Raw genomic sequence first — 22,761 nt, forward strand, 5'->3', positions numbered from 1 at the left:
AGGAACTCGATGAAACCGTTACTCGGCTTCAGCCGATTGATCGACGCCATTACCGAAAGGATCGGCAAGGCGGTCTCTTGGCTTATTCTGGTGGCCGTGCTCGTGAGCGCCGGCAACGCCGTCATCCGAAAAATGTTCAACATGTCGTCCAATGCATGGCTGGAGGCGCAGTGGTATCTCTTCGGCGCGGCCTTCATGTTCGCTGCCGCCTACACGCTGAGCCAGAACGAGCACATCCGCATCGACGTCGTCTACGGAATGTTCTCGCGCCGCGTGCAGCACTGGATCGACCTCTTCGGGCACGTCTTCTTCCTGATGCCCTTCGTGGTTCTCATGCTCTATTACCTCGTACCCTACGTACGGATGTCCTATGTCTCGGGCGAGCTTTCCTCGAGCGCCGGGGGGCTCATCATATGGCCGGCGAAAGCGATCCTGCTGATCGGCTTCGTGCTTCTCGCGCTGCAGGGCGTTTCGGAAATCATCAAAAAAATCGCCATCATGACCGGGAACATGGATGATCCGACGCCTTACGTCCCAGCCCATGCACCGCTCGATGACGCCGTTGCGCCGGAGGCCCGTTCATGATCGAGTTCGTCGCTGAAAACCTGGCGCCGATCATGTTCGTGTCGCTGATCGTATTCCTTCTGCTCGGATACCCGGTCGCCTTTTCGCTCGCCGCCAACGGTCTCCTGTTCTTCATCATCGGCGTCGAACTCGCGCCTTTGTCCGACTCCATCAATCTTTCCTGGCCACTGCTGAACGCACTGCCGGAACGGTTCTGGGGGGTCATGTCGAACGACACGCTTCTCGCCATCCCCTTCTTCACCTTCATGGGCATAGTGCTCGAACGGTCGGGCATGGCCGAGGACCTTCTTGACACGATCGGCCAGCTCTTCGGTCCCGTGCGCGGGGGACTTGCCTACGCGGTCATCTTCGTCGGCGCGCTGCTTGCGGCGACCACCGGCGTCGTCGCGGCTTCCGTCATCGCGATGGGCCTGATCTCGCTGCCGATCATGCTGCGCTACGGCTACGACCGGCGCATTGCCTCCGGCGTCATCGCCGCCTCCGGCACGCTTGCGCAGATCATCCCGCCGTCGCTGGTGTTGATCGTTCTTGCCGACCAGCTCGGCCGCTCGGTCGGCGACATGTATGCCGGCGCCCTCATCCCCGGCCTCGTTCTGACCGGGCTCTATATGGGCTACATCCTGCTGATGACCTTCGTGAAGCGGCACTCCATGCCGGCGCTGCCTCTGGAAGCGCGCACGCTCGGGTCCGGCGTCACCTCGCTTGCGATCGCGCTCCTGGTCGCCTGCGCGATCGCCTATGCGGCCCACGTCTATCTCTCGCCGACGCAGGGCGAAAACGCGGACATCCTCGGCGCGACGGTGGGCATCATATTCATCTACCTGGCCGCCCTCGCCGACAGGACGCTCAAGATCAACGCGCTTTCGCGGCTGGCGCAACAGGTGATCATCGTTCTGATCCCGCCACTGGCCCTGATTTTCCTCGTTCTCGGGACGATTTTCCTGGGCATCGCCACACCCACCGAAGGCGGCGCCATGGGAGCCGTCGGCGCGCTCGTCATGGCGGCCGGCAAGGGCCGCCTCAACATGGAAGTGGTCCGCGCCGCACTCGCCTCCACGACGCGGCTCTCCGCCTTCGTTCTGTTCATCCTGATCGGCGCCCGCGTCTTTTCGCTCACCTTCTACGGCGTCAACGGGCATCTCTGGGTGGAGCATCTGCTGACGGCCTTGCCGGGCGGCGAAATCGGCTTCCTGATCGCCGTCAACGTGCTCGTCTTCTTCCTGGCCTTCTTCCTCGATTTCTTCGAGCTCGCCTTCATCATCGTCCCCCTGCTCGCGCCGGCGGCCGACAAGCTGGGCATCGATCTGATCTGGTTCGGCGTGCTGCTCGGCATCAACATGCAGACGAGCTTCATGCATCCGCCCTTCGGCTTCGCGCTCTTCTATCTGCGTTCCGTGGCAGCCAGGGTGCCCTATCTGGACAGGGTAACCGGCAAGATGATGCAGCCCGTGACGACCGGACAGATCTATTGGGGCGCCGTGCCTTTCGTCTGCATACAGGTCGTCATGGTTGCGCTGACCCTCATGTTCCCGCAGATGGTCCTGCACTATAAAGGCAGCGGCGCGGCGGTCGATCCGTCGACGATCAAGATCGAGGTCCCGGGCTTCGGCACCGGCGGCGGCGGTCTTACCCTGCCCGACAATGGCGGCGGCCTCGGCCTTCCCGGCGGCTTGCAGCTGCCGGGTGGCAGTCCGCTCGACGGGGGTGGCCAGCAGCCGGCCCAACCGAGTACGGCGCCTCAACAGAACAATCCGGCCCCCGATCTCAGCGCACCGCCGTCGTTCAACTAAGGCCCGTTGAGATTCGGGATACCCCCGGGGCGGCTTGTTTGATCTCCTCATCCCTGTGCTCGTCACAGGGATCCAGCCAGGCCAAGTCCTTGGCCTGAAAAAACATTTCCCGCGCCGCAGACGCGGCGCTGCTGGATCTCTGTGACAAGCACAGAGATGAGGGCCAGGAGAAACGCCATCACCGATTTCGCAGCAGCCGTCATAAACACCAGATGAATCTCAACAGGCCTTAAAGCGGGATGGAAAAGTATGTGCGAACGGAAGTTCAATTTGTTGAAGCATTCTACCGGTCATCGATTCGGTGAAACGAAGATGAGAACCGATTTCGTCAGGTGATAAGCAAAAAAAGAACCCCGAAGCACCGTCGCTCCGGGGGTCTTCATTTTGCAATCCAGTCCGCAGTTTCAGATCTTACCGTTACGCTGCTGAATCATCATGAAGGTGTCGTAGTTGTATTCCGCAATCTGTGCGTTGAGGAAATACTCGGCGCGGAAGGCTTTGATCGATTCCCAGATCTTTTTGAATGGCGCGTTCGACGCTTCCATTTCCGCGTAGACCTTGTTGGACTCGTCGAAGCAGGCCGACAGGATTTCCGGGCTGAACGGGCTCAGCTTTGCCCCCGCCGCCACGAGGCGCTTGATCGCGGAGGGGTTGAGATAGTCGTATTTCTGCAGCATGTTCGCGTCGGTCGCCTGGCAGGCCGTCCGCAGGAGCGACTGATAGGCCTTCGGCAGGCCGTCGAAGGCTGCCTTGTTGAACATGGCATGCACGGTCGGGCCGCCTTCCCACCAGCCGGGATAGTAGTAATAGGGTGCGACCTTGTAGAAGCCGAGCTTCTCGTCATCATAGGGACCGACCCATTCGGCCGCGTCGATCGTGCCTTTTTCGAGCGCCGGATAAATGTCGCCGCCGGCGAGCTGCTGCGGGACGACTCCGAGCCGTTCCATGACCTTGCCGGCGAAACCGCCGACGCGCATCTTCAGGCCCTTCATATCGGCAACGGTCTTGATTTCCTTGCGGAACCAGCCGCCCATCTGAACGCCGGTGTTGCCCCCCGGGTAGCCGACGAGGCCCTGGCTTCCGAGAAACTCGTTGAAGAGGTCGATGCCGCCGCCATGATAGTGCCAGGCGTTCATGCCGCGGGCATTGAGGGCGAAGGGCACGGCTGCGCCGAGTGCCCAGGTCGGATCCTTACCCCAGTAATAATAGGCGACCGTGTGGCACGCCTCGACGGTGCCGGCAGCCGCCGCATCCGCTGCCTGCAGGCCCGGGACGATTTCGCCGGCGGCGAAGACCTGGATCTGGAAATTCCCGTCGGTGGCTTCGGACACGTATTTCGACAGAACTTCCGCACCGCCATAGATGGTATCCAGCGATTTCGGGAAGGACGACGTCAAGCGCCAGGTGACCTTCGGATTGGTCTGCGCAATGGCCGGCGCAGCCAGCGCCGATGCAGCAGCCGCACCCAGGCCGCCGATGCTCGCATGTTTGATGAATGAACGGCGATCCATGGTTCCTCCCTGTTTCCCGCCACGAGCAGTCCGGCACGGATCGACCGCGCCACTGCCCGTCGAGCCTTCGTCCGCCCCGTCCGGGACGTCGCAAGGTCTCTTTCCTCCTCGTTATTGCCGGCAACGCTGAAGCCCGCGAAGGCTTTGCGCACCGCGGCACATGTGCACCATACATAATCGATAATGCATGTCCAGCGACCGTTTTGCGCCGTCTTCTTCGACTTTTGTATAAGACGCCGCAAGCGTTTGGAAGTTGCCCAAAATCGAGGCAAATCAATGCATTCGAGCCAATTCAGAGCTCGGCGGATTTGGCCCAGAGATTGACGTTGGCCTCGCGGGCGTAAAGATCGATCTCGCTCAGTTCCTCTGGTGTGAAAGTGTCGTTTTCCAGCGCCTTGACGCAGTCGACGATCTGTGCGGAACGGCTGGCGCCGATCAGCGCCGAGGTGATGCGGCCGCCGCGCAGCACCCAGGCGAGTGCCATCTGGGCGAGCGTCTGGCCGCGCCGTTCGGCGATGGCGTTCAGCTTGCGGATATTGTCGATTATCCCCGGACGGATGAAGTCCTTCTTGAGGAAGTGGTTCTGCGCGGCGCGGCTGTCCTCGGGAATGCCGTTCAGGTACTTCGTCGTCAGCATGCCCTGGGCGAGCGGCGAAAAGACGATCGAGCCGATGCCGAGTTCCTCCAGCGTGTCGACGAGACCGTCATCCTCGACCCAACGGTTGAGCATCGAATAGCTCGGCTGGTGGATGAGACAGGGCGTGCCCATCTCCTTCAGGATTACCGCCGCCTCGCGGGTACGCTGGGAGTTATACGAGGAGATGCCGACATAGAGCGCACGCCCCGAGCGGACGATGTGATCGAGCGCTCCGCAAGTCTCTTCGAGGGGCGTTTCCGGATCGAAGCGATGGGAATAGAAGATGTCGACATAGTCGAGCCCCATGCGTTTGAGGCTCTGGTCGCAAGAGGCGACAAGATATTTCCGGCTGCCCCACTCGCCATAGGGGCCGGGCCACATGTCATACCCCGCCTTGGACGAGATGATGAGTTCGTCGCGCAGGCCGGCGAAATCGCTGCGCATGAGCTCGCCGAAGGCGATTTCGGCCGAGCCGGGCGGCGGGCCGTAATTATTGGCCAGATCGAAATGGGTGATGCCGAGATCGAAGGCCGTGCGACACATGTCCACCTTGCGCTCATGCGGCGTGTCGCCACCGAAATTGTGCCAAAGACCCAGCGAAATCGCCGGCAGCTTCAAGCCGCTCCTGCCGCAGCGATTGTACTTCATCTTCTCGTATCGGTTTTCCGCCGGTTGCCAGGCCATGACTTATGTTCCTTCGTTCGCTTCGGTGGCCTTGAATACCCCTCCCCACAAGGGCCCTCAAGAGGGAGTAGATCGATAAAGGGCCCCTCATCCGCCTGCCGGCACCTTCTCCCCGCAAGCGGGGCGAAGGGGACAGCGGCAGACGCTCGATCACCTCTCACACCGACAATAGCAGCAGGGGGCCGGCCGCTTGTCCCTTCTCCCCGTCAAAATGGGGAGAAGGTGGCGGCAGCCGGATGAGGGGCACCGGCAAGGCCCGGGCAACCGGAGGAGGGTCAACGCAGAAGCAGGCTCAGCGCAACAACGCCCGCGCCTCTTCAATACCGAGCGCCGCCGGCTGAGTGCAGGTGGTCGACAGCGTGACGAAGCTTCCCTCCTCGCCGGATTTCAGGATCGACACCATCACGTCGACACCGTGCAGCGTACGTTCCAGCGAGCAGCGGGCATCGCGCCCCTTGAGGATCGCATCGGCCATATCCGCAAGCCCCGCCGTACGATAATTGGCGATCGGGCCGAGCGGATGGTCCCAGTTGTTGACGGCGAAGGGGTGCTCCCACATTTCGAGCGGCTGGATGTCCTTGTTCCGCCCGCTCGCCTCGACGGTGCCGCCGAAGAAATTCGGATCCGGAACGAAGAGCGACCCTTCGGTGCCATAAAGCTCCATGTTCGCATGACGATGCGCCCAGACATCCCAGCTTGCCGATAGCGTGATGGTGGCGCCGTCCCGGAACTCGAGCAGGGCATGAATGTTGGTGGGCGTCTTGACCGGGATAACCTCCCCGTTTCTGGGTTCGCTGGTGATGGTCCGCGTCGTGCTTGCCATGGAGGAGAGTGCGGCTACCCGTTTCACCGGTCCGATCAGGTTGATCAGGTTTGCTATGTAATAGGGTCCGAGGTCGAGCACCGGCCCGCCGCCCGGCAGGAAGAAGAAGTCCGGATTCGGATGCCACATCTCCATGCCCGGGCTCATGACGTGGCAGGTACCGGAGGTGACCTGCCCGATCTTGCCGGCGTCGATATAGGCGCGCGCAAGCTGATGGGCTCCACCCAGGAAAGTGTCCGGTGCGCAGCCGACGGTCAGCCCCTTCCCCGTGGCGATTTTCCTGAGCTCTTCGCCCTGCTCCAGCGAAAGCACCAGCGGCTTCTCGGAGTAGACATGCTTGCCGGCTTCCAGAATGGCTTTCGAGACCGGAAAGTGCGCCTCCGGGATCGTCAGATTGACAACGATGTCAACTTCCGGATTGGCGAGCAACGCATCGATGCTCTGCGCCGTGACGTCGAATTCGGCGCCCCGTGCTTCCGCCGCCGCCGGATTGATGTCGGCACAAGCGGCGATCCGAATGCCCCTGAACAGGGGGGCGAGCTTGAAATAGGTCGTGGAAATATTGCCGCATCCGATGATGCCGACACCAAGTTCTTTTGTCATGGGACTTATCCGTCGATCAGTAGGATTGAATCGAAGCCAGCGAGCGCTTGGCGAAACGCCTGAAGTCGCTGGGATTGTCGTGTTCGGCGACAAAGTATTTAACCGAGGTTCTGGAAAGCGCCTGGATCAGTGCCTTCCAGTCGAGCGTGCCCTCTCCGACGTCGGCCCAACCATCCTCGTCCGCTTTCTCGCCCTTGGGCGCGATGTCCTTGACGTGGACCGCCGTGATGCGGGTTGGATATTTGGAGATCCAGGCGAAGGGGTCTGCCCCGCCGCGCACGATCCAGGCGATATCCGCCTCCCAGGAAAGGTCCGGACCGCCGGCGAAAATCTGGTCGAGCGGCACCGAGCCGTCGGCGAGTGCATGGAACTCGAAGTCGTGATTGTGCCAGCCGAAGTCGAGCCCCGCATCGCGGAACGGCTTGCCGGCCGTCTGCAGCCGTGCCCCGAAGGCTCGCCATCCGCCCGCATCGCCCGGGCGCTGGTCCGGCATCAGGTAAGGGCAGTAAATAGCGCGAATGCCGAGCGCCTCGGCGATCTCAAGCACGCGTGGAGCGTCGCTCTCCAGCATATCCAGGCCGAAATGCGCGGTCGGCATGGAGAGACCGTTGCGATCGAGCCCTGCCTTGAAATCGGCGATCTCCGCGTCCGAGAGGGCCGCGTAAAGGGCACCGTAGCCTTCCACCTGTGTGTAGCCGGCAGAGCCGACAGCAGAGAGGACCTCGGCAAAGGGCGGAAAATTGCGGGCGCTGTAGAGCTGGAAGCTGACGTCTTTCATCGAAATCTCCTGGTGGTTTCGTTGGAACGGTTGCTTGGGAGTGCGCGTAAAAGGGGTCACCCTTTTCCCTGGCAGGATTCGAGATCGTAGGCGCTGAAGCGTGGGCTCGCGCCCGCGTCGAGCGCTATCCTCGGGGTGAAACGGATCGATTTCGTCTCGCCGGCGGTCAGATCGAAGGCATTGTCGGAATAACGTCCCTCGACATCGGCCTCGATCATGACGTGCAGCGCCAGCCCGGCTGCCGTTACGGCGACATCGAAGGAACCGTCCGGCCGAGGCACCGCCTCGATGGTCAGGCCGGAAGGCACGAGATCGAGCGCCTTATAGGTACCGTGGGCATAATGTCCCTCGCCCGTTGCCCCGTTCGAAGCTTCGAAAGACCAGAAGAGCAGCGTGTCTGGCGGAATGTCCTTCGCGGCGACCGTCACGAGTGTCGACGCGCGATCGGCCGGGCACGTCCCCGCTGCGGCGAGCAGCCGCTGCCGATTGCCGTCGAGCGAGACCAGGAACGCCTGCAACTCGACCGTCGCCGGCTCGGCCGTGTCGTTCACCATCGAGAAGGCGATCTCCCGCCCATCCGCAGAGGGAGTTGCGGCTACGGCAACCGGCTGGAAGAAGCGGCGCGCCATGTAGTGCATCGCCTTCCAATGTCCGCCGTAGTCGAGGCTCGACCACGACGCGACCGGCCAGGTGTCGTTGAGCTGCCAATAGAGCGTGCCCATGCAATGGGGCTTCAGCGACCGCCAGTAGTCGACGGCAGTCCGGATCGCGAGGCCCTGCTGGATCTGGCTCAGATAGACGAAGCTCGGAAAATCCTTGGGGAAGCGGAAGTAGCGGAACATCGTGCCGGCAATGCGTTCGTTGCCGCCGGCATTCTTCTGATGCGCCTCCATCACCGGCGAGGCGATATTGAGGTCATGCGCTTCGGCGAACTGCCGGATGACCGGCATCGAGGTGTAGGACTGGAATCCGAATTCCGAGCAGAAGCGCGGCCGCACGGTGCGGTAATTGTCGAAGGATTTGTTCTCGTGCCAGACGGACCAGTAGTGCATGTCGCCGGCGCCGTCGGCGTGCCAGGCGTCGCCGAAATCGAGGTAGCCGACGGAGGGGCTGGACGGCCACCAGATCGCTTCCGGGCAGGCCTGCTTCATCGCCGCCTCGACCGTCCGGTTCAGGCGATCGTACGAGACGAGATAGCGGTCGCGATCCCGGCGGCTCTCCTCGAACCAGGTAAGCGCGCCGACAAGCTCGTTGTCGCCGCACCAGAGCGCGAGGGACGGATGGGTCGAAAGCCGCCTGACCTGATAGTCCACTTCGGCCGCAACATTCTCCAGGAAATCCGGCGTCGACGGGTAGAGATTGCAGGCGAACATGAAATCCTGCCAGACGAGCAGACCGAGCCGGTCGCACAGATCGTAGAACCAGTCGGGCTCATAGAAGCCGCCCCCCCAGACGCGGATCATGTTCATGTTCGCGTCGACCGCCGAGCGAAGCAGGTCCTCGACACTTTCGGGCGTTACCCGCGACATCAGAGCATCCGCCGGTATCCAGTTGGCCCCGCGGCAGAATATCTCGCGGCCGTTTACCCGGAAGGCGAAGCGGCTCCCCGCCTCGTCCTTATCGGTGACGAGCTCGATCGTGCGGAAGCCGATCTGACGCGTGACGGTTTCGCCGGGCACCTCCACCTTGAGCGTCGAGAACGCCTGGTCGCCGCTGCCGGCCGGCCACCAGCGCCTGGGCTCCTGCACCGTGAAGACATGGGTAAGGCGCGTTTCCCCGGCGCCGACCGCGCAATCCAGCCGCTCGCGCACGCCGTCGAGCATGAAATGGACCGGCACGATGCCGGGTTCACGGGCGAAGAGCTGGACCGTCACCTGCAGATCGACGGACCCGTCATCCAGCCACATCTGACGCGTGGTGACATGTTCGATGCGGGCCGTTTCCAGCCGGCAGAGCGCCAGCGAGCCGTAGATCCCGAGCGGCGCAATGGCGATATTCCAGTCCCAGCCGAAATGGCATTGCGGCTTGCGCAGCATGTTTCCGTTGGCGATCGGCGAATTGCCGTCGTGATAGGGCACGTAGAAGGGTTGCGCCGCCTGCCGCCGCGCTCCCTCGGCAATTGCCGAATGGAGCACGATGCGAATGCGGTTCTCGCCGGCGACGATCGCGCCCGATACGTCAGGCCGATAACGGCGGAAGCAATTCTCGGCCTGCAATACGAGTTCATCGTTGACGTAGACCGAGGCGACCGTGTCGATGCTTTCGAAGTTGAGATACCATCCCCCGTTCAGATCGTCGGCATCGATGACGACGGTGCGCTCGAGCACCCAGTCTTTCCGGGCGACCCACTGGACATCGGCCTCGTTTCGGCCGCGATAGGGATCGGCGATGATGCCGGCCCGCTGCAACGCGCTGTGCACGTCGCCCGGCAGCGCGATCGTCAGGGCGTGGCTGTTGTCGGCGGCGGCAAGCAGCCAATCGCCGGAAAGGTCGATACGGACGGCATCGCGGTTCGGGGTCTCGGAAGGCATTTCCATGGTCCATTCGTGCACCGGGCGGCCTGCACCGGCGCCGTTTCATTGATGCGGACCGAGTCTCGTATCCCGGTCCGCTTCGCGACTTGTCAGAGGCGGTTTTCACTCTCGGCGTCGAAAATCGACGCGACGCCCATGTCGAAGGAGAGGCGCACCGTGCTTCCCGGCGGGTAGCGCCTCTGGCCGGCAATCCGCACCGACATCGATTGGCCGGCAAATGTCAGCCATAGGAGGTTGTCCGCCCCCATCGGTTCCTCGATGTCGACGACCGCCTGATGCGTTGGCTCGCCGTCCCTCGCCTCGTCGACCTTCACGTGCTCCGGCCGCAGGCCGAGAACGACTTTCTGGCCCGGCTGCAGCCTGGTATGCGCCGGATAGGCGGTCACGTCGAAGGCGATGCCGCCGGCCCGAACGAAACTGCGTCCATCCTTCGCCTCCACCTCGCCGCGGAAGAAATTCATCGACGGCGAGCCGATGAAGCCGGCGACGAAGAGGTTCTCCGGGGCGTTATAGATCGTCATCGGATCGGCGAGTTGCTGGATCACGCCGCTTTTCATGACGGCGATCCGGTCGGCCAGCGTCAGCGCTTCGATCTGGTCATGGGTGACGTAGATCATCGTATTCTTCAGCGACTGGTGCAGGCGCTTGATCTCCACGCGCAGTTCGGAGCGCAGTTTGGCGTCGAGGTTCGACAGCGGCTCGTCGAACAGGAAGACGTCGACATCGCGCACCAGCGCCCGGCCGATCGCCACGCGCTGCCGCTGACCGCCGGAGAGCTCCGAAGGTTTGCGCTTGAGCAGCGGCTGGATCTGCAGGATCTCCGAGGCCCGCTTCACGCGCTTTTCGATTTCGGCCGGCGGGATCTTGGCGACTTTCAAGCCGAAGGAGAGATTCTTCTCAACGGTCATCTGCGGATAGAGCGCATAGGACTGAAACACCATGCCGATGCCGCGGTCCTTCGGCTCCTCCCAGGTGACGTTGCGGTCCTTGATGAAGATCTGCCCGTCGGAAACGTCGAGCAGCCCGGCAATGCAATTGAGCAGCGTGGACTTGCCGCACCCGGAAGAGCCGAGCAGGACGAGGAACTCCCCGTGATCGATGTCGAGATTGAGCCTGTCGAGCACGGTGACGGCGCCGAAGTTCAACGACAGGTCCCTGACAGATACGCTTGTCATGCTTGCTTATCCTTTCACTGCGCCGGCTGCGATGCCGCGGACGAACAGGCGGCCGGAGACGAAGTAGACCGTCAACGGCACGAGGCCGGTCAGGATCGTGGCCGCCATGTTGACGTTGTATTCCTTCACGCCCTGAACCGAGTTGACGATGTTGTTGAGCTGGACCGTCATCGGGTAGTATTCCGGCCGGGTGAAGACCACGCCGAAAAGGAAGTCGTTCCAGATCCCGGTCACCTGGAGGATCATCGCAACCACGAAGATCGGCAGTGACATCGGCAGCATGATCTTGAAGTAGATCGTCCAGAACCCTGCGCCGTCGACGCGTGCGGCCTTGAAGAGCTCCTCCGGCAGTCCGGCGAAATAGTTGCGGAACAGCAGCGTCAGGATCGGCATGCCGAAAATCGTGTGCACGATGATCAGGCCGGTCAGCGTCCCGTAGACGCCCATTTCTCTGAGCACGATCACGATCGGATAGATCATCACCTGGTAAGGGATGAAGGCGCCGACGATGAGGATGGTGAAGAACAGATCGGCGCCCTTGAAGCGCCAGTTGGCGAGCGCGTAACCGTTCACGGAAGCGATTGCGATCGAGATGATCACGGACGGCACGGTGATGCGCACCGAATTCCAGAAGCCGCGGGAAAGCCCATCGCAATTGAGACCGGTGCAGGCCTCCGCCCAGGCTTTCACCCAGGGCTCGAAAGTGATCTCGAGCGGCGGAGCGAAGATGTTGCCGACGCGGATCTCGGGCATGCCCTTGAGCGATGTGACGATCATCACGTAAAGCGGCAGAAGATAGTAGAGCGCCACGACGATCAAAGTGCCGTAGACGATGATATTGCGGCGGGAGAGCGTCCGGCGCGGCTTTCTGCCGCGAGGCCCGGCCATGGGACCGCCGGGGGCAGTCTCGTAAGCCGCGGCCATACTGTGATTGGCGATGTTATCCACGCTTGCGCCCTCCTCCGAACTCCAGATATGCCCACGGCACGATGATGATCGCGACGGTCACGAGCATCATGGTGGAGGCGGCAAAGCCCTGGCCCAGGTTCTGGGCCTGGAACATGTAGTCGTAGACGTATTTGGCGGGCACTTCGGAGGCGATGCCCGGGCCGCCGCTCGTCTGCGCCACGACGAGGTCGTAGACCTTGACGATGCCGCTCGCGATGATCACCAGAGTGGTGATGAAGACGCCGCGCATCATCGGGATTATGATCAGCACATAGGTCTTCCACATCGGGATGCCGTCGACCCGGGCCGCTTTCCAGATGTCCTCGTCGATCCCTCGCAACCCGGCCAGCATCAGGCACATGACGAGGCCCGTTCCCTGCCACAGCGCGGCGATGAGAATGCCGTAAATGACGATGTTCGAATTGTAGAGCGGGTCGAAGGAGAAGCTCGTCCATCCAAGAGACCTGACGATCGACTGGATTCCGTATTGCGGATTGAGCAGCCATTGCCAGACGAGACCGGTGACGATGAACGACAGGGCGAACGGATAGAGCATGATCGTCCGGAACGTGTTCTCGAAACGGATCTTCTGATCCATCAGGGCGGCCAGGACGAAGCCGATCACCAGGCTGAAAACCAGCGAGAGGCAACCGAAGACCGCCAGATTCTGGATCGAGACCAGCCAGCGAGGCGCGGCCCACAGCCGCTCATACTGGTCGAAGCCGACGAAGGCGAGCCGCGGCAGGAGCTTGGAATTGGTAAAGGAGTAGACGACCGTCCAGGCCGTGCCGCCCACGAAGATGACCATGGCCGTGAGTATCATCGGGATAGAGGCGATCTTCGCATTCAGGTTTCGCAGCCACTGGTTCGGCCGCGCCGAGCCACGTGTTAGACCTGTCATGTTTCCTCCTCCGGATCTGCAAAAGGTTTTCTTGTGATGGGCACCGCGGAATGCGCCGGCGGCTCACGCCCATTTGCCGCCCTCGCCCGCCACGCCTGCGCCGACAAAAATCAGCGCAGGCGGCACGATTTCACCGTGCTCTCGGCGAGGGAAGATCAGCCCCGTCAAAGTGCGGGGCTTGGAGCGCCGCTCTCAATCCGCAGCGGCGATGATGTCGGCGAAACGCTTCTGCGCATCTTCCGGCGTCATGGAGTGGTTCGCGAAGAACTCGGAGAAGAGGTCCTCTTTCTGCTTCTGGCTGTCGGCCGACAGAAGCTGGTCCGTGCCCTGGATCACATTGCCCTTGGCGAGGATATCGAGGCCCTTCTTCATGCAGTCGTTCGCGGCCGCGAGATCGACGTCCCCGCGCACCGGCAGAGAGCCCTTCTTCAGATTGAAGGCCACCTGCGTTTCCGGCTTGAGCAGGGTCGACGCCAGCACTTCCTGCGCCTTCGACTTTTCCTCATCCTCCAGAAGCGGGAAGTAGAACGCGTCGCCGCCGGTCGAGATCACCTCGTTGACGCCGAGACCCGGAAGGCAGGTGTAGTCCACGCCGGCTTTCTGACCCGCAAGCTGGAACTCGCCCTGGGCCCAGTCCCCCATGATCTGTCCGCCGGCCTTGCCGGTGATGACCATGTTGGTCGCCTGGTTCCAATCCTGGACGTTGGTGCCCTTCGACATGCGGCGGGCATCGTCTGCAGCCTTGAAGACTTTGGCGATTTCAGGCCCGGCCGCCACTTCCTCATCCTTCTGGGCGAAGACCTTCTCGAAGTTCTCCTTGCCGGCGATCGCGACCATCAGCACGTCGAAGGCGCCGTTCGCCTGCCACGGCTGACCGCCGACGGCGAGCGGAACGATCCCGGCCTTCTCGAGCGCCGGTGCGGCTGCGACGAACTCGTCCCAGTTCTTCGGAACTTCGACGCCCGCCTGTTTGAAGGCGGCGTTCGAAAGCCAGAGCCACTGCCAGGAGTGGATATTGACCGGCGCGCAATAGATCTTGCCTTCGATCGTGCAGGAGTCGAGCAGGCTCGACGGCTTCACGATTTCCTTCCAATTTTCCTTGGTGGCGATATCGGTGAGATCGCGCATCAATCCCGCCTGCACCAGCTCTTCCGCCTGACGGCCATGGTTGAACTGGGTGGCGGCCATTGGGTCACCGCCGGTTATGCGGCTGATCATGATCGGGCGCGCCGTACCCCCGGAGCCGGCGATCGCGCCGTCGACCCACTTGTTTCCGGTTGCGTCGAAAGCCTTCGCAAGCTCGGCAACCGCGGCCGCCTCTCCACCCGAAGTCCACCAATGCGTGACCTCGAGATCGGTCGCGCTGGCAGCGCCGAAGGGCAAGGCAGCGGTTGCGCCCAAAGCGGCAGCTAGAAAACGTAAATTCATGAGTGTCCTCCCTCACTGTAACGTTGCCGTAAAAACTTAGATCAAAGAATTTCCCCGCGCAACACCTACAACGGCCAATTCACGATAAATGCGAAAATACAATTTTCGGTGGCACATTCCTGTGAGAAAGGTATCGACGAAGCGTCTGGTCAAAGGCAAGGCTCTCAACGTGTTTTTCGAGGTAAGCTGTTAGTAACGCTGGGCATTCACATACTTTTCGTCTCGGAGGAGCCTTTAATGACTTCCCATATGCGACATCGGCGCTCTCCGTGGCGGAACTCAACCTGCGGGTTGCGCCCTTCGCATTGCAGCAACGAAAATGCTCGACATTGCTACTGTATCGTTACAGATTTCCGGCTGAACATCGGCGTCGATGAATGTGGCCGGCAGCCGTATTTCGTATATAAGGCGGGGCGACGCGGCCTGCGGTTGAACGAGTGCGACGGGGGCCGTGGTTCAGGAGAGCGGATTGGCGTGACGGGCATGGATGGCAAGACGAAGAACAGAGCGACGACGGCGGCGCCGGTCGAAGGCGGCAGACCGACCCTTAAGACGATCGCCTTCATGACCGGGCTCGGTGTCACCACCGTCTCGCGCGCCCTGAAGGATGCTCCGGACATCGGTGCGGAAACCAAGGAGCGCGTCCGTCTTGTAGCAAAACAGATCGGTTATCAGCCCAACCGCGCGGGTGTTCGCCTCAGGACGGGCAAGACCAATGTCATCAGTCTCGTGCTGACGCTGGAGGAAGAGATCATGGGCATCACCAGCCCCATGGTCATCGGCATCACCGAAATTCTCGCCGGCACGCAATACCACCTGGTCGTGACGCCTTACAGTTCGGCCAAGGATCCGCTCGGCCCGATCCGCTACATTCTCGATACCGGCGCGGCGGACGGGGTGATCATCTCCCGAACCGAACCCAACGATCCGCGGGTAACGCTACTAACCGAGCGCCACCTGCCCTTCGCCACCCATGGACGCACCGAGATGGGGCTGATCCATCCCTATCACGACTTCGACAACGAGCGCTTCGCCTACGAGGCGGTCCGAAAGCTCGTCGACCGCGGCAGGCGGCGGCTGGTGCTCCTCGAGCCGCCGCCGAACCTGACCTTCCATTCGCACATGCGCACCGGTTTCGAGAGGGGCGTGAGGGACTTCGGCGCGGAAGCCGTAAGCTTTCACCAGGTCAACATCGACCACAGCCTGGTGGCCATCCGTGATGCATTCGAGAAGCTGATGCGTTCCCCCGATGCCCCCGACGGTGTGGTTTCCGGCAGCGGCTCCGGCGCGATCGCGTTGATCGCAGGGATCGAAGCGGCAGGCAAGAAGGTCGGCGAGGACGCCGAAATGGTGTCGAAAGTGCCGAGCGACTTCCTGCGCTGGCTGCGTCCGGAAGTAATGACGATGTATGAGGACATCCGCATTGCCGGGCGCGAGCTCGCAAAGGCTGTGATCGGCCATATCGAAGGCCGCCCGCCGGAGACGCTTCAGAGCCTCAGCCAGCCGGAATTCCAGCCGCCGATGGCGAGGTCGGCGGTATCGTAAGCCTGCCCCGCCTGTTACCAGCGCCCCTCATTCCTGTGCTGTCACAGGAATCCAGCCAGTCCAAGTCCTTGGGCTGAAAAGACTCTTCCGCGCCGATGCAGCAGGGCTCAAATCCCAGCGGCAGGCCAGTACTTGTCGTCGGTAAAATCGCTTGGGATGGGATTGAGCTGCTCGAGCTTTCCGGCGACGAAATCGATCTGCATCTTCAGGTACTGGATAGGCCCTGGGATAGGCGCGCCGGTTGCCAGGCTCCGCACCCGCCACTGCTCATAGCCCGCCGCCTTTATGCGTCTCTCCGCCTCGTCGCGGATGGTCACCGATCCGGCGGCCATGACCTCCGCCGCCTTTCCCCCTTCGATCACTGTGAATTTCATGCCTGCCTTCTCGAATGGCTCCCTTATTGAGATCTTAACCGCCTGGCTTGCCTGGACTTGTCGTAAGGGGGCGGCCAAGCCGCCCCCTTAAACGCATGCGATCTCAAGCGTTCAGACCGCTGCCCCATGGACCGTGATGGCTGTCTGCGCCATCGACACGGTCGAAACCGTGGGCGCCGAAGAAGTCGCGCTGCGCCTGGATGACGTTGGCCGTGCCGCGGCCGCGGCGGTAGCTGTCGAAATAGCCGAGCGCCGAGGCCAGCGCAGGCACCGGCAGACCGCCGAGGACGGCCGTCGAAACCACCCGTCGCAACGCGCCGTCGCTCTCCTTGACCATGGCGGCGAAGGCGGGGGTGACGATCAGGTTCGCGGCATCCGGTGCCTTGGTAAAGGCGGTGGTGATCTCGTCGAGGAACTGCGAGCGGATGATGCAGCCGGCGCGCCAGATCTTTGCGATCGTCGGCATCGGCAGGTTCCAGCCGAACTCCTTCGACGCCGCCGCCATCACTGCGAAGCCTTGCGCATAGGCGCCGATCTTGGCGGCGAGCAGCGCGTTTTCCAGATCCTTGATGAAGCCGTCCCTGTCGGCCACCTTGATTTCGCCGACCGGCGGCAGACCGAGAACCTTCTCGGCGGCTTCCCGCTCTTCCTTCGCCGAGGAGATGCTGCGCGCTGCGACCGCCGCTTCGATTGCGGTCGCAGGCACGCCCATGTTCTGCGCCTCGATCACCGACCATTTGCCGGTGCCCTTCTGACCGGCCTTGTCGAGGATCATATCGACGATGGGCTTGCCGGTCAGCGGATCGGCGGCCTTCAAGACCTTCTCGGTGATTTCGATCAGGTAGGAGTTGAGCCGGCCCTTGTTCCAGGCGCCGAAGACCTCGCCGATCTCCTGTGCCGTCATCTTCAATCCGTCACGCAGGATCCCGTATATCTCGGCGATCATCTGCATATCGGCATATTCGATGCCGTTGTGGATCGTCTTGACGAAGTGCCCTGCCCCGTTCTCGCCGAGCCAGGCGACGCAGGGGTCGCTATCATATTTCGCAGCGATCGAGGTCAGAACCTTCTCGACGCGCCGATAGGATTCTTCCGTGCCGCCGACCATGATCGAGGGCCCGTGGCGCGCGCCTTCCTCGCCACCGGAGACGCCCATGCCGATGAAGGTGAGACCCGAGTCCTTCAGCCCATCGAAACGGCGCATCGTGTCGCGGAAATTGGCATTACCCGCATCGATCATGATGTCGCCCTTGGCGAGATGGGGCTTCAGCGCCTCCATCTGCTGGTCGACCGGATCGCCGGCCTTGATCATGATGATGATCGGACGCGGCGGGCGGATGGCGGCGACGAATTCTTCGATCGTTTCGCAGGGGACGATCTGGTCCTTGAGTGCGCCGGCCTCAGCGTAGAATTTGCGTGTCGCGTCGACCGTGCGGTTGAAAACGGCGATCCTGTTGCCTTTTTCAGCGATGTTGAGCGCCAGGTTCGAGCCCATGACTCCGAGACCGATTAGGCCGATTTCCGCCTGTGACACGTGATTGCCTCCATTGGACAGGAGAGCCGGCCACGGGGCGCAATCGCGCGCGTGCCGGCTCTTCGAATTGATCTGCGCGTGTCTGCCGCCCCCCAAGGAAATCAGGGACCGGACGGCACGCGGCGGCGGAGGCTGTTTTGGCATTCAAATCGATTTACGACAAGCCGTTCCTGACAAAATCAAACCTTTTCCGACCCCTGCTCGACGCCTTGAACACGCGCCGGAAGGCACCCTCTACGCCCTCCTTCTGAATGCGTCCGAAGCGAATCCACGGGATATATCGCCTCATGCCCCGTGTTCTGCCCGATCCAGCCCCGCAGAGCCTTGATCTGAGTCGAGTTTGCGCCCTAATGCCGCACAATACGTCCGAGTCCCCCGCGCGACGGGAACGAGGGGCCGGCGCGCAACCTCCAATGCAATAGGAGCGAGGACCGTATGGATACGATCATCGGCTTTCTGAACACGATCTTCTGGGGCTATGTGCTCATCTATGGTCTGCTTGCGGTCGGCCTTTATTTCACGGTCCGGCTCGGCTTTCCCCAAATCGTTCATTTCTCCGAAATGTTCCGGGTCTTAAGCCGCGGCGGCAGCAAGGATGCGGCCGGGATCAGCCCCTTCCAGGCGCTTATGGTCAGCCTCGCCTCACGTGTCGGAACCGGTAACCTCGCCGGCGTGGCGGTCGCTCTTTATCTCGGCGGACCCGGCGCGACCTTCTGGATGTGGATCGTGGCGTTCGTCGGCATGGCGACCGCCTATGCCGAGAGCGCGCTGGCTCAGCTATACAAGATTCGCAACGAGGACGGGCAATACCGCGGCGGGCCGGCTTTCTATATCGCTCGCGGCCTCAATGCGCCCTGGGCGGCCACGATCTTCTCGGCCTGCCTCATCCTCTCCTTCGGTCTGGTGTTCAACGCCGTTCAGGCAAACTCGATCGCCGATGCGGTCCAGGGCGCCTTCGGCGTGCCCAAACTCGCAGTCGGCGTGGCCGTTGCCCTCCTCTCCGGCGTGGTGATCTTCGGCGGCATCCGCCAGATTGCCCGCGTCGCCGAGATTGTCGTTCCCTTCATGGCCGCGGCCTATCTGCTCACGGCCGTCTACGTGCTGATCGCAAATGCCTCGGCGGTGCCGGGCGTACTCTGGACGATCATCTCGAGCGCCTTCGGCTTTCAGGAAGCGGCCGGCGGCATCACCGGCGGGATTGCTGCAGCGATGCTCAACGGCGTCAAACGCGGCCTCTTCTCGAACGAGGCAGGCATGGGCTCGGCCCCGAATATCGCAGCCGTGGCGACGCCTGTACCGCACCATCCCTCGTCGCAGGGCTTCGTGCAGTCCCTGGGCGTCTTCATCGACACGATACTGATCTGCACCGCGACATCGGTGATGATCCTGCTTTCGGGTACGCTGGAACCCGGCTCCGGCGTCACAGGAACACAGCTCACGCAGGCGGCGATGAGCACCCATATCGGCTCGGCCGGCACCTATTTCATCGCCATCGCGATCTTCTTCTTCGCCTTCACCTCGATCATCGGCAACTATTCATACGCCGAAAACGCGCTGACCTATCTCGGCGGGGGCAACCGACTCGGGCTTATGATCATGCGTTGCGCCACGCTGGCGATGGTCGTCTGGGGAGCCTACGAAAGTATCACCACCGTTTTCGACGCGGCCGACGCCTCCATGGGACTGATGGCGACGATCAATCTCGTCGCGATCCTGCTCCTCTCGGGGACCATCGCAAAGCTGACGAAAGATTATTTCGAACAGCGTAAAGTGGGCGCCGTCCCGGTTTTCCACGCGGCCGACTATCCGGAACTGCAGGGAAAGATCGACGGCGAGATCTGGTCGCGCGATTAGAGCCAGCTGGGATCGCCGAGGCACTCCTTGCCTCGGCGATCGGGCATTGACCGCGCAGGTTCGCCGGCGCAAAAGAGGGCAATGGGAACGTCCTGCCCCGCATATGACAAAGACGCCCGCGCCCCCGAACGGCTCCAGCAGGAGGCCAGGCTGAGGCTCGGCCCTCCCGCACTCGCGCAGACGAGCGGAATCTATCGTGAGCAGTCGCCCCCAGCGGCGCTCGCCTTCCACTTCAAATGCCTCTGGCTGCATCGCATGCCCGACGGCGCCCCTTCGAGCATCGCCGTCGTACCCGACGGTTGCAGCGACATCATCTGGTCGTCGAAGGGGCTCGCCATCGTCGGTCCCGACAGGATTGCCGCCTTTCCCGAGCTTCCTGCCGGCGAAACCATCATCGGCGCCCGATTCCGGATCGGCGCGGCGGCGTCGTGGTTGCGGACGCCGCTCCGTGAAATGACCGGCCAAACGGTGCCGCTCCATCTCGTCTGGGGACCGGCTACGAACGAGATCGAGGCGCGGATCAGGGATGCAGCGAGCACGCCGGAGCGGCTCGGTGTTCTTGCCGCGGCCCTGCTTGGACGTCTATCCGCCGCCGAGCCGCCGCCGCCGCCGGACATTGCGGCTTGCGTCGCACATCTCCAGGTCGGCCGGTCGACCGTGGACGATGCTATCCGGACCCTTGTCCGTGAGATCGGCACCAGCGAGCGGACTCTTCGCCGTCACTGCCACGAGCATCTGGGCTACGGCGCGAAGACCCTCGGCCGCATTCTTCGCCTGCAGCGCTTCCTGGCCGCCTGCCGCTCGCGGCCCGGGGACACGCTGGCAAATCTCGCTGTCGATGCCGGCTATGCCGATCAGGCCCATCTTGCCCGGGAGGCAAGAGGGCTCACATCCTTCACGCCGCGCGAAATCCAGCGGCAGTTGGCCGCGCGCTTCGGCATTGGCCGGGTTGAGAATTTCCGCACAACGACCTGATTCAAAAGACTTTGTCACGTCCATAGGCGACCGGCACCGTTAATCGGTTTCGAGCCTACGCGGCAAGATTGGCCGTTTCGTTCAAGACCATTGCTTGGCGCAATCCTATAAATCCCCTCGACGGAGAAACACATGGCGACGATGACGGCCCGGATCATTCACACCTCGATCGAGCGCGACTGGCGCGAGGTCTATGCCTTCATGGCCGACCACGAGAAGATGCCGCTCTGGGCGACCGGTCTCTCCTCCGGGCTCACGCGCGACGGCGACGAGTGGATCGCACCCCGCCCCCTCGGAAATGCCCGCGTCCGCTTCGTTGCCGATAACGAATTCGGTGTGGTGGATCACCTGGTGACACTCGATAACGGCGCGCGCGTCCACAATGCGCTTCGCGTCGTGCCGAACGGCGACGGTGCGGAAGTCATGTTCACCCTGCTCAGGCAGCCCGGCATGACCGATGCGCAATTCGCCGAGGACGCGGCCTGGGTCGAAAAGGACCTTGCCGCGCTCAAATCCATTCTGGAAACCGGTAACCACAATCAGGAAAGCGGCAAAGATAATGGCCAGCAAAGGTAACGACAAACGTATCGACTATGTCGAATTCAACGTGACGGATATCGCCGCAAGCAAGGCCTTCTACGGGAGCGCTTTCGGCTGGACCTTCACGGATTACGGCCCGGAATATTGCGAGTTCGGCGATGGGCGATTGACCGGCGGTTTCACGACACTCGGCCCGGTCCGCAGCGGCGGTCCGCTCGTCATCATCTATGCCGACCAGATCGAGGACGCTCAGCGACGGGTCGAAGCCGCAGGCGGCAAGATCGTCAAGCCTATCTTCACCTTCCCGGGCGGCCGGCGGTTCCATTTTGCCGACCCCGATGGCTATGAGCTGGCGGTGTGGTCCGCGCAGTAGCCGTACGCCTGTTCATTCGCCGAAGCGGATGAACAGCGCGCCGACGAGCCCGAAGACGACGATGCACTGCAGGATGAACATGGGCCACTCCTGTGACATCTCGTTTCCTCCTTTCGGCGGACGCTGTCACGATTCCCTTCGCGCATGCCCGGCGCACTCCAGACAATCCCTGAATCGGCACCGATTTAAGGAGACGGCGGTTTACGAGGGGAAAAGATGTGCGTCAGGAGACCGGCTCAAAGAGACCGCTTGATGTGCCAGCGGTCATGATACCAGAGCCACTGGCCCGGATATTCGCGAACCCAGCTCTCGACCTTGTCGTTCAGCATCTGCGCCGTTGCCGTGACATCGACGCTGCCGTCGGCCCTGCGGGGGATCTCGACCGCCGGCTCGAGCTCCAGCCGGAAGCGGTTGCCGGGCAGGCGAATGCAGCGGGCGGGATAGACCTCGCAATTGAACTGGCGGACGAGCTTGGCAAGCAGCGGATTCGTCTGCACGTCCTGCGCGAAGAATTTCGTCTTCAGGCCCTTACGGAACTTCTGGTCGACGAGCACGCCGACGCCGCCGCCGCGTTCGAGCTGCCTGGCAAGGGCGAAAGAGGAGCCGGCATGCGACGGCACGAGGTTGCCCATGCGCTCCTTGCGGAATTCGAATACCCGGTCGGCGAGATAGGGATTGTTCGGCGGCCGGAAGAGCACCGTCACGTCGAGGCCGAAGGCCGAGCCGGCAACCGGCAGCATCTCGAAATTGCCGCTATGGGCCGTGAAGACGATGAAGGGCCGTGGATTGTCCCGCAGCTCCAGGAAGAGCGGGATGCCCGAAACCTCCACCCTGCCCGCCTCCGCGCGCGCCGGATCGAAGTCGAAGAGCTGATCGAGGAACACGTATTCGGCGGCGAGCCGCCCCATATTGCCCCAGCTCTCGAGCGCGATCGCCTCGATCTCGGCATCGCTCTTCTCGGGAAAGGCATTGCGCAGATTGATCAGCGTCAGCTTGTGGCGACCAGTCTTCGGCCCGATCCGGCGGGCAACGCGATCCATGAAGTTGATCGCCATGTCCGCGGGGAAAAGCTTGAGTATCGTGAGAAGCAGCAGGACGAACTGCGCGATCGACCATTGACGGAAGCGATCCGCAGCAAGCACCAGCCGTGTGATCAGCATCCGCACGAA

The 22,761-nt window shown here is 62.3% G+C and carries 19 protein-coding genes; 7 read left to right on the forward strand and 12 right to left on the reverse strand.

Features of this window, described 5'->3' with window-relative positions; translation table 11 throughout:
- Nucleotides 1-9: 9 nt before the first annotated feature.
- Together PZL22_RS10820 and PZL22_RS10825 are read left to right on the forward strand one after the other, a co-directional pair.
- Complete coding sequence (locus PZL22_RS10820) at nt 10-585, forward strand: TRAP transporter small permease subunit (protein ID WP_003536867.1); 576 nt, start codon at nt 10-12, stop codon at nt 583-585.
- Nucleotides 582-2,375, forward strand: a complete 1,794-nt coding sequence (locus PZL22_RS10825; RefSeq protein WP_003536868.1) for a TRAP transporter large permease — start codon at nt 582-584, stop codon at nt 2,373-2,375. The genes PZL22_RS10820 and PZL22_RS10825 overlap by 4 nt, the downstream gene beginning before the upstream one ends.
- 404 nt (nt 2,376-2,779) lie before the next feature.
- On the opposite strand, the gene PZL22_RS10830 is transcribed toward PZL22_RS10825, so the two are convergent.
- The 9 genes from PZL22_RS10830 to PZL22_RS10870 all read right to left on the reverse strand — a co-directional run bounded on the left by PZL22_RS10830 (nt 2,780) and on the right by PZL22_RS10870 (nt 14,397).
- Nucleotides 2,780-3,886, reverse strand: coding sequence for a TRAP transporter substrate-binding protein (locus PZL22_RS10830; RefSeq protein WP_003536869.1), 1,107 nt, complete (start codon nt 3,884-3,886; stop codon nt 2,780-2,782).
- Between the two features lie 292 nt (nt 3,887-4,178).
- On the reverse strand, nt 4,179-5,207 hold the full coding sequence (mgrA, locus tag PZL22_RS10835) for an L-glyceraldehyde 3-phosphate reductase (RefSeq protein WP_003536871.1): 1,029 nt from the start codon (nt 5,205-5,207) through the stop codon (nt 4,179-4,181).
- A 292-nt stretch (nt 5,208-5,499) separates the two neighbouring features.
- Complete coding sequence (locus tag PZL22_RS10840) at nt 5,500-6,633, reverse strand: Gfo/Idh/MocA family protein (protein ID WP_003536809.1); 1,134 nt, start codon at nt 6,631-6,633, stop codon at nt 5,500-5,502.
- A gap of 16 nt (nt 6,634-6,649) precedes the next feature.
- Nucleotides 6,650-7,411 carry a sugar phosphate isomerase/epimerase family protein gene (locus tag PZL22_RS10845; RefSeq protein ID WP_003536812.1) on the reverse strand — a complete coding sequence of 254 codons (762 nt, stop codon included), beginning with the start codon at nt 7,409-7,411 and terminating at the stop codon, nt 6,650-6,652.
- Nucleotides 7,412-7,467: 56 nt separating this feature from the next.
- Complete coding sequence (locus PZL22_RS10850; RefSeq protein WP_033049328.1) at nt 7,468-9,942, reverse strand: beta-mannosidase; 2,475 nt, start codon at nt 9,940-9,942, stop codon at nt 7,468-7,470.
- A gap of 92 nt (nt 9,943-10,034) precedes the next feature.
- Nucleotides 10,035-11,120 carry an ABC transporter ATP-binding protein gene (locus tag PZL22_RS10855; RefSeq protein ID WP_003536815.1) on the reverse strand — a complete coding sequence of 362 codons (1,086 nt, stop codon included), beginning with the start codon at nt 11,118-11,120 and terminating at the stop codon, nt 10,035-10,037.
- Between the two features lie 6 nt (nt 11,121-11,126).
- Complete coding sequence (locus PZL22_RS10860; protein WP_003536825.1) at nt 11,127-12,068, reverse strand: carbohydrate ABC transporter permease; 942 nt, start codon at nt 12,066-12,068, stop codon at nt 11,127-11,129.
- Nucleotides 12,061-12,969, reverse strand: coding sequence for a carbohydrate ABC transporter permease (locus tag PZL22_RS10865; RefSeq protein WP_003536826.1), 909 nt, complete (start codon nt 12,967-12,969; stop codon nt 12,061-12,063). Before PZL22_RS10865 ends, PZL22_RS10860 begins: the two co-directional genes overlap by 8 nt.
- Nucleotides 12,970-13,161: 192 nt before the next feature.
- The gene (locus PZL22_RS10870; protein ID WP_003536827.1) at nt 13,162-14,397 is read right to left on the reverse strand and encodes an ABC transporter substrate-binding protein; all 1,236 of its coding nucleotides are present in this window, start codon (nt 14,395-14,397) and stop codon (nt 13,162-13,164) included.
- Between the two features lie 483 nt (nt 14,398-14,880).
- Here PZL22_RS10870 and PZL22_RS10875 point away from each other — a divergent pair, with 483 nt between their 5' ends.
- Nucleotides 14,881-15,942: a LacI family transcriptional regulator gene (locus PZL22_RS10875; RefSeq protein ID WP_003536828.1), complete on the forward strand. Its 1,062-nt coding sequence runs from the start codon at nt 14,881-14,883 to the stop codon at nt 15,940-15,942.
- Between the two features lie 107 nt (nt 15,943-16,049).
- Here PZL22_RS10875 and PZL22_RS10880 read toward each other — a convergent pair whose 3' ends face one another.
- Nucleotides 16,050-16,316: a hypothetical protein gene (locus tag PZL22_RS10880; RefSeq protein ID WP_033049327.1), complete on the reverse strand. Its 267-nt coding sequence runs from the start codon at nt 16,314-16,316 to the stop codon at nt 16,050-16,052.
- 103 nt (nt 16,317-16,419) lie between these two features.
- Nucleotides 16,420-17,850: an NADP-dependent phosphogluconate dehydrogenase gene (gene gndA, locus PZL22_RS10885; protein WP_003536830.1), complete on the reverse strand. Its 1,431-nt coding sequence runs from the start codon at nt 17,848-17,850 to the stop codon at nt 16,420-16,422.
- Between the two features lie 435 nt (nt 17,851-18,285).
- On the opposite strand from gndA, the gene PZL22_RS10890 reads away from it, so the two are divergent.
- From PZL22_RS10890 to PZL22_RS10905, 4 genes are all read left to right on the forward strand, one after another.
- Nucleotides 18,286-19,704 carry an alanine/glycine:cation symporter family protein gene (locus tag PZL22_RS10890; RefSeq protein ID WP_284718646.1) on the forward strand — a complete coding sequence of 473 codons (1,419 nt, stop codon included), beginning with the start codon at nt 18,286-18,288 and terminating at the stop codon, nt 19,702-19,704.
- 81 nt (nt 19,705-19,785) lie between these two features.
- The gene (locus PZL22_RS10895) at nt 19,786-20,679 is read left to right on the forward strand and encodes a helix-turn-helix domain-containing protein (RefSeq protein ID WP_003536833.1); all 894 of its coding nucleotides are present in this window, start codon (nt 19,786-19,788) and stop codon (nt 20,677-20,679) included.
- Between the two features lie 132 nt (nt 20,680-20,811).
- A complete protein-coding gene (locus tag PZL22_RS10900; RefSeq protein ID WP_003530779.1) occupies nt 20,812-21,255 on the forward strand; it encodes an SRPBCC family protein in 444 nt (147 codons plus the stop codon).
- Nucleotides 21,239-21,592 (forward strand): VOC family protein, encoded by a 354-nt coding sequence (locus PZL22_RS10905; RefSeq protein ID WP_003530777.1) that lies wholly within the window; start codon nt 21,239-21,241, stop codon nt 21,590-21,592. The genes PZL22_RS10900 and PZL22_RS10905 overlap by 17 nt, the downstream gene beginning before the upstream one ends.
- A gap of 236 nt (nt 21,593-21,828) precedes the next feature.
- Here the strand turns inward: PZL22_RS10905 and PZL22_RS10910 are convergent, their stop codons facing one another.
- Complete coding sequence (locus tag PZL22_RS10910; protein ID WP_033048783.1) at nt 21,829-22,752, reverse strand: lipid A biosynthesis lauroyl acyltransferase; 924 nt, start codon at nt 22,750-22,752, stop codon at nt 21,829-21,831.
- Nucleotides 22,753-22,761 lie beyond the last annotated feature (9 nt).

It is taken from the genome of Ensifer meliloti (assembly GCF_030064585.1).
GTDB classification, from domain to species: domain Bacteria; phylum Pseudomonadota; class Alphaproteobacteria; order Rhizobiales; family Rhizobiaceae; genus Sinorhizobium; species Sinorhizobium meliloti.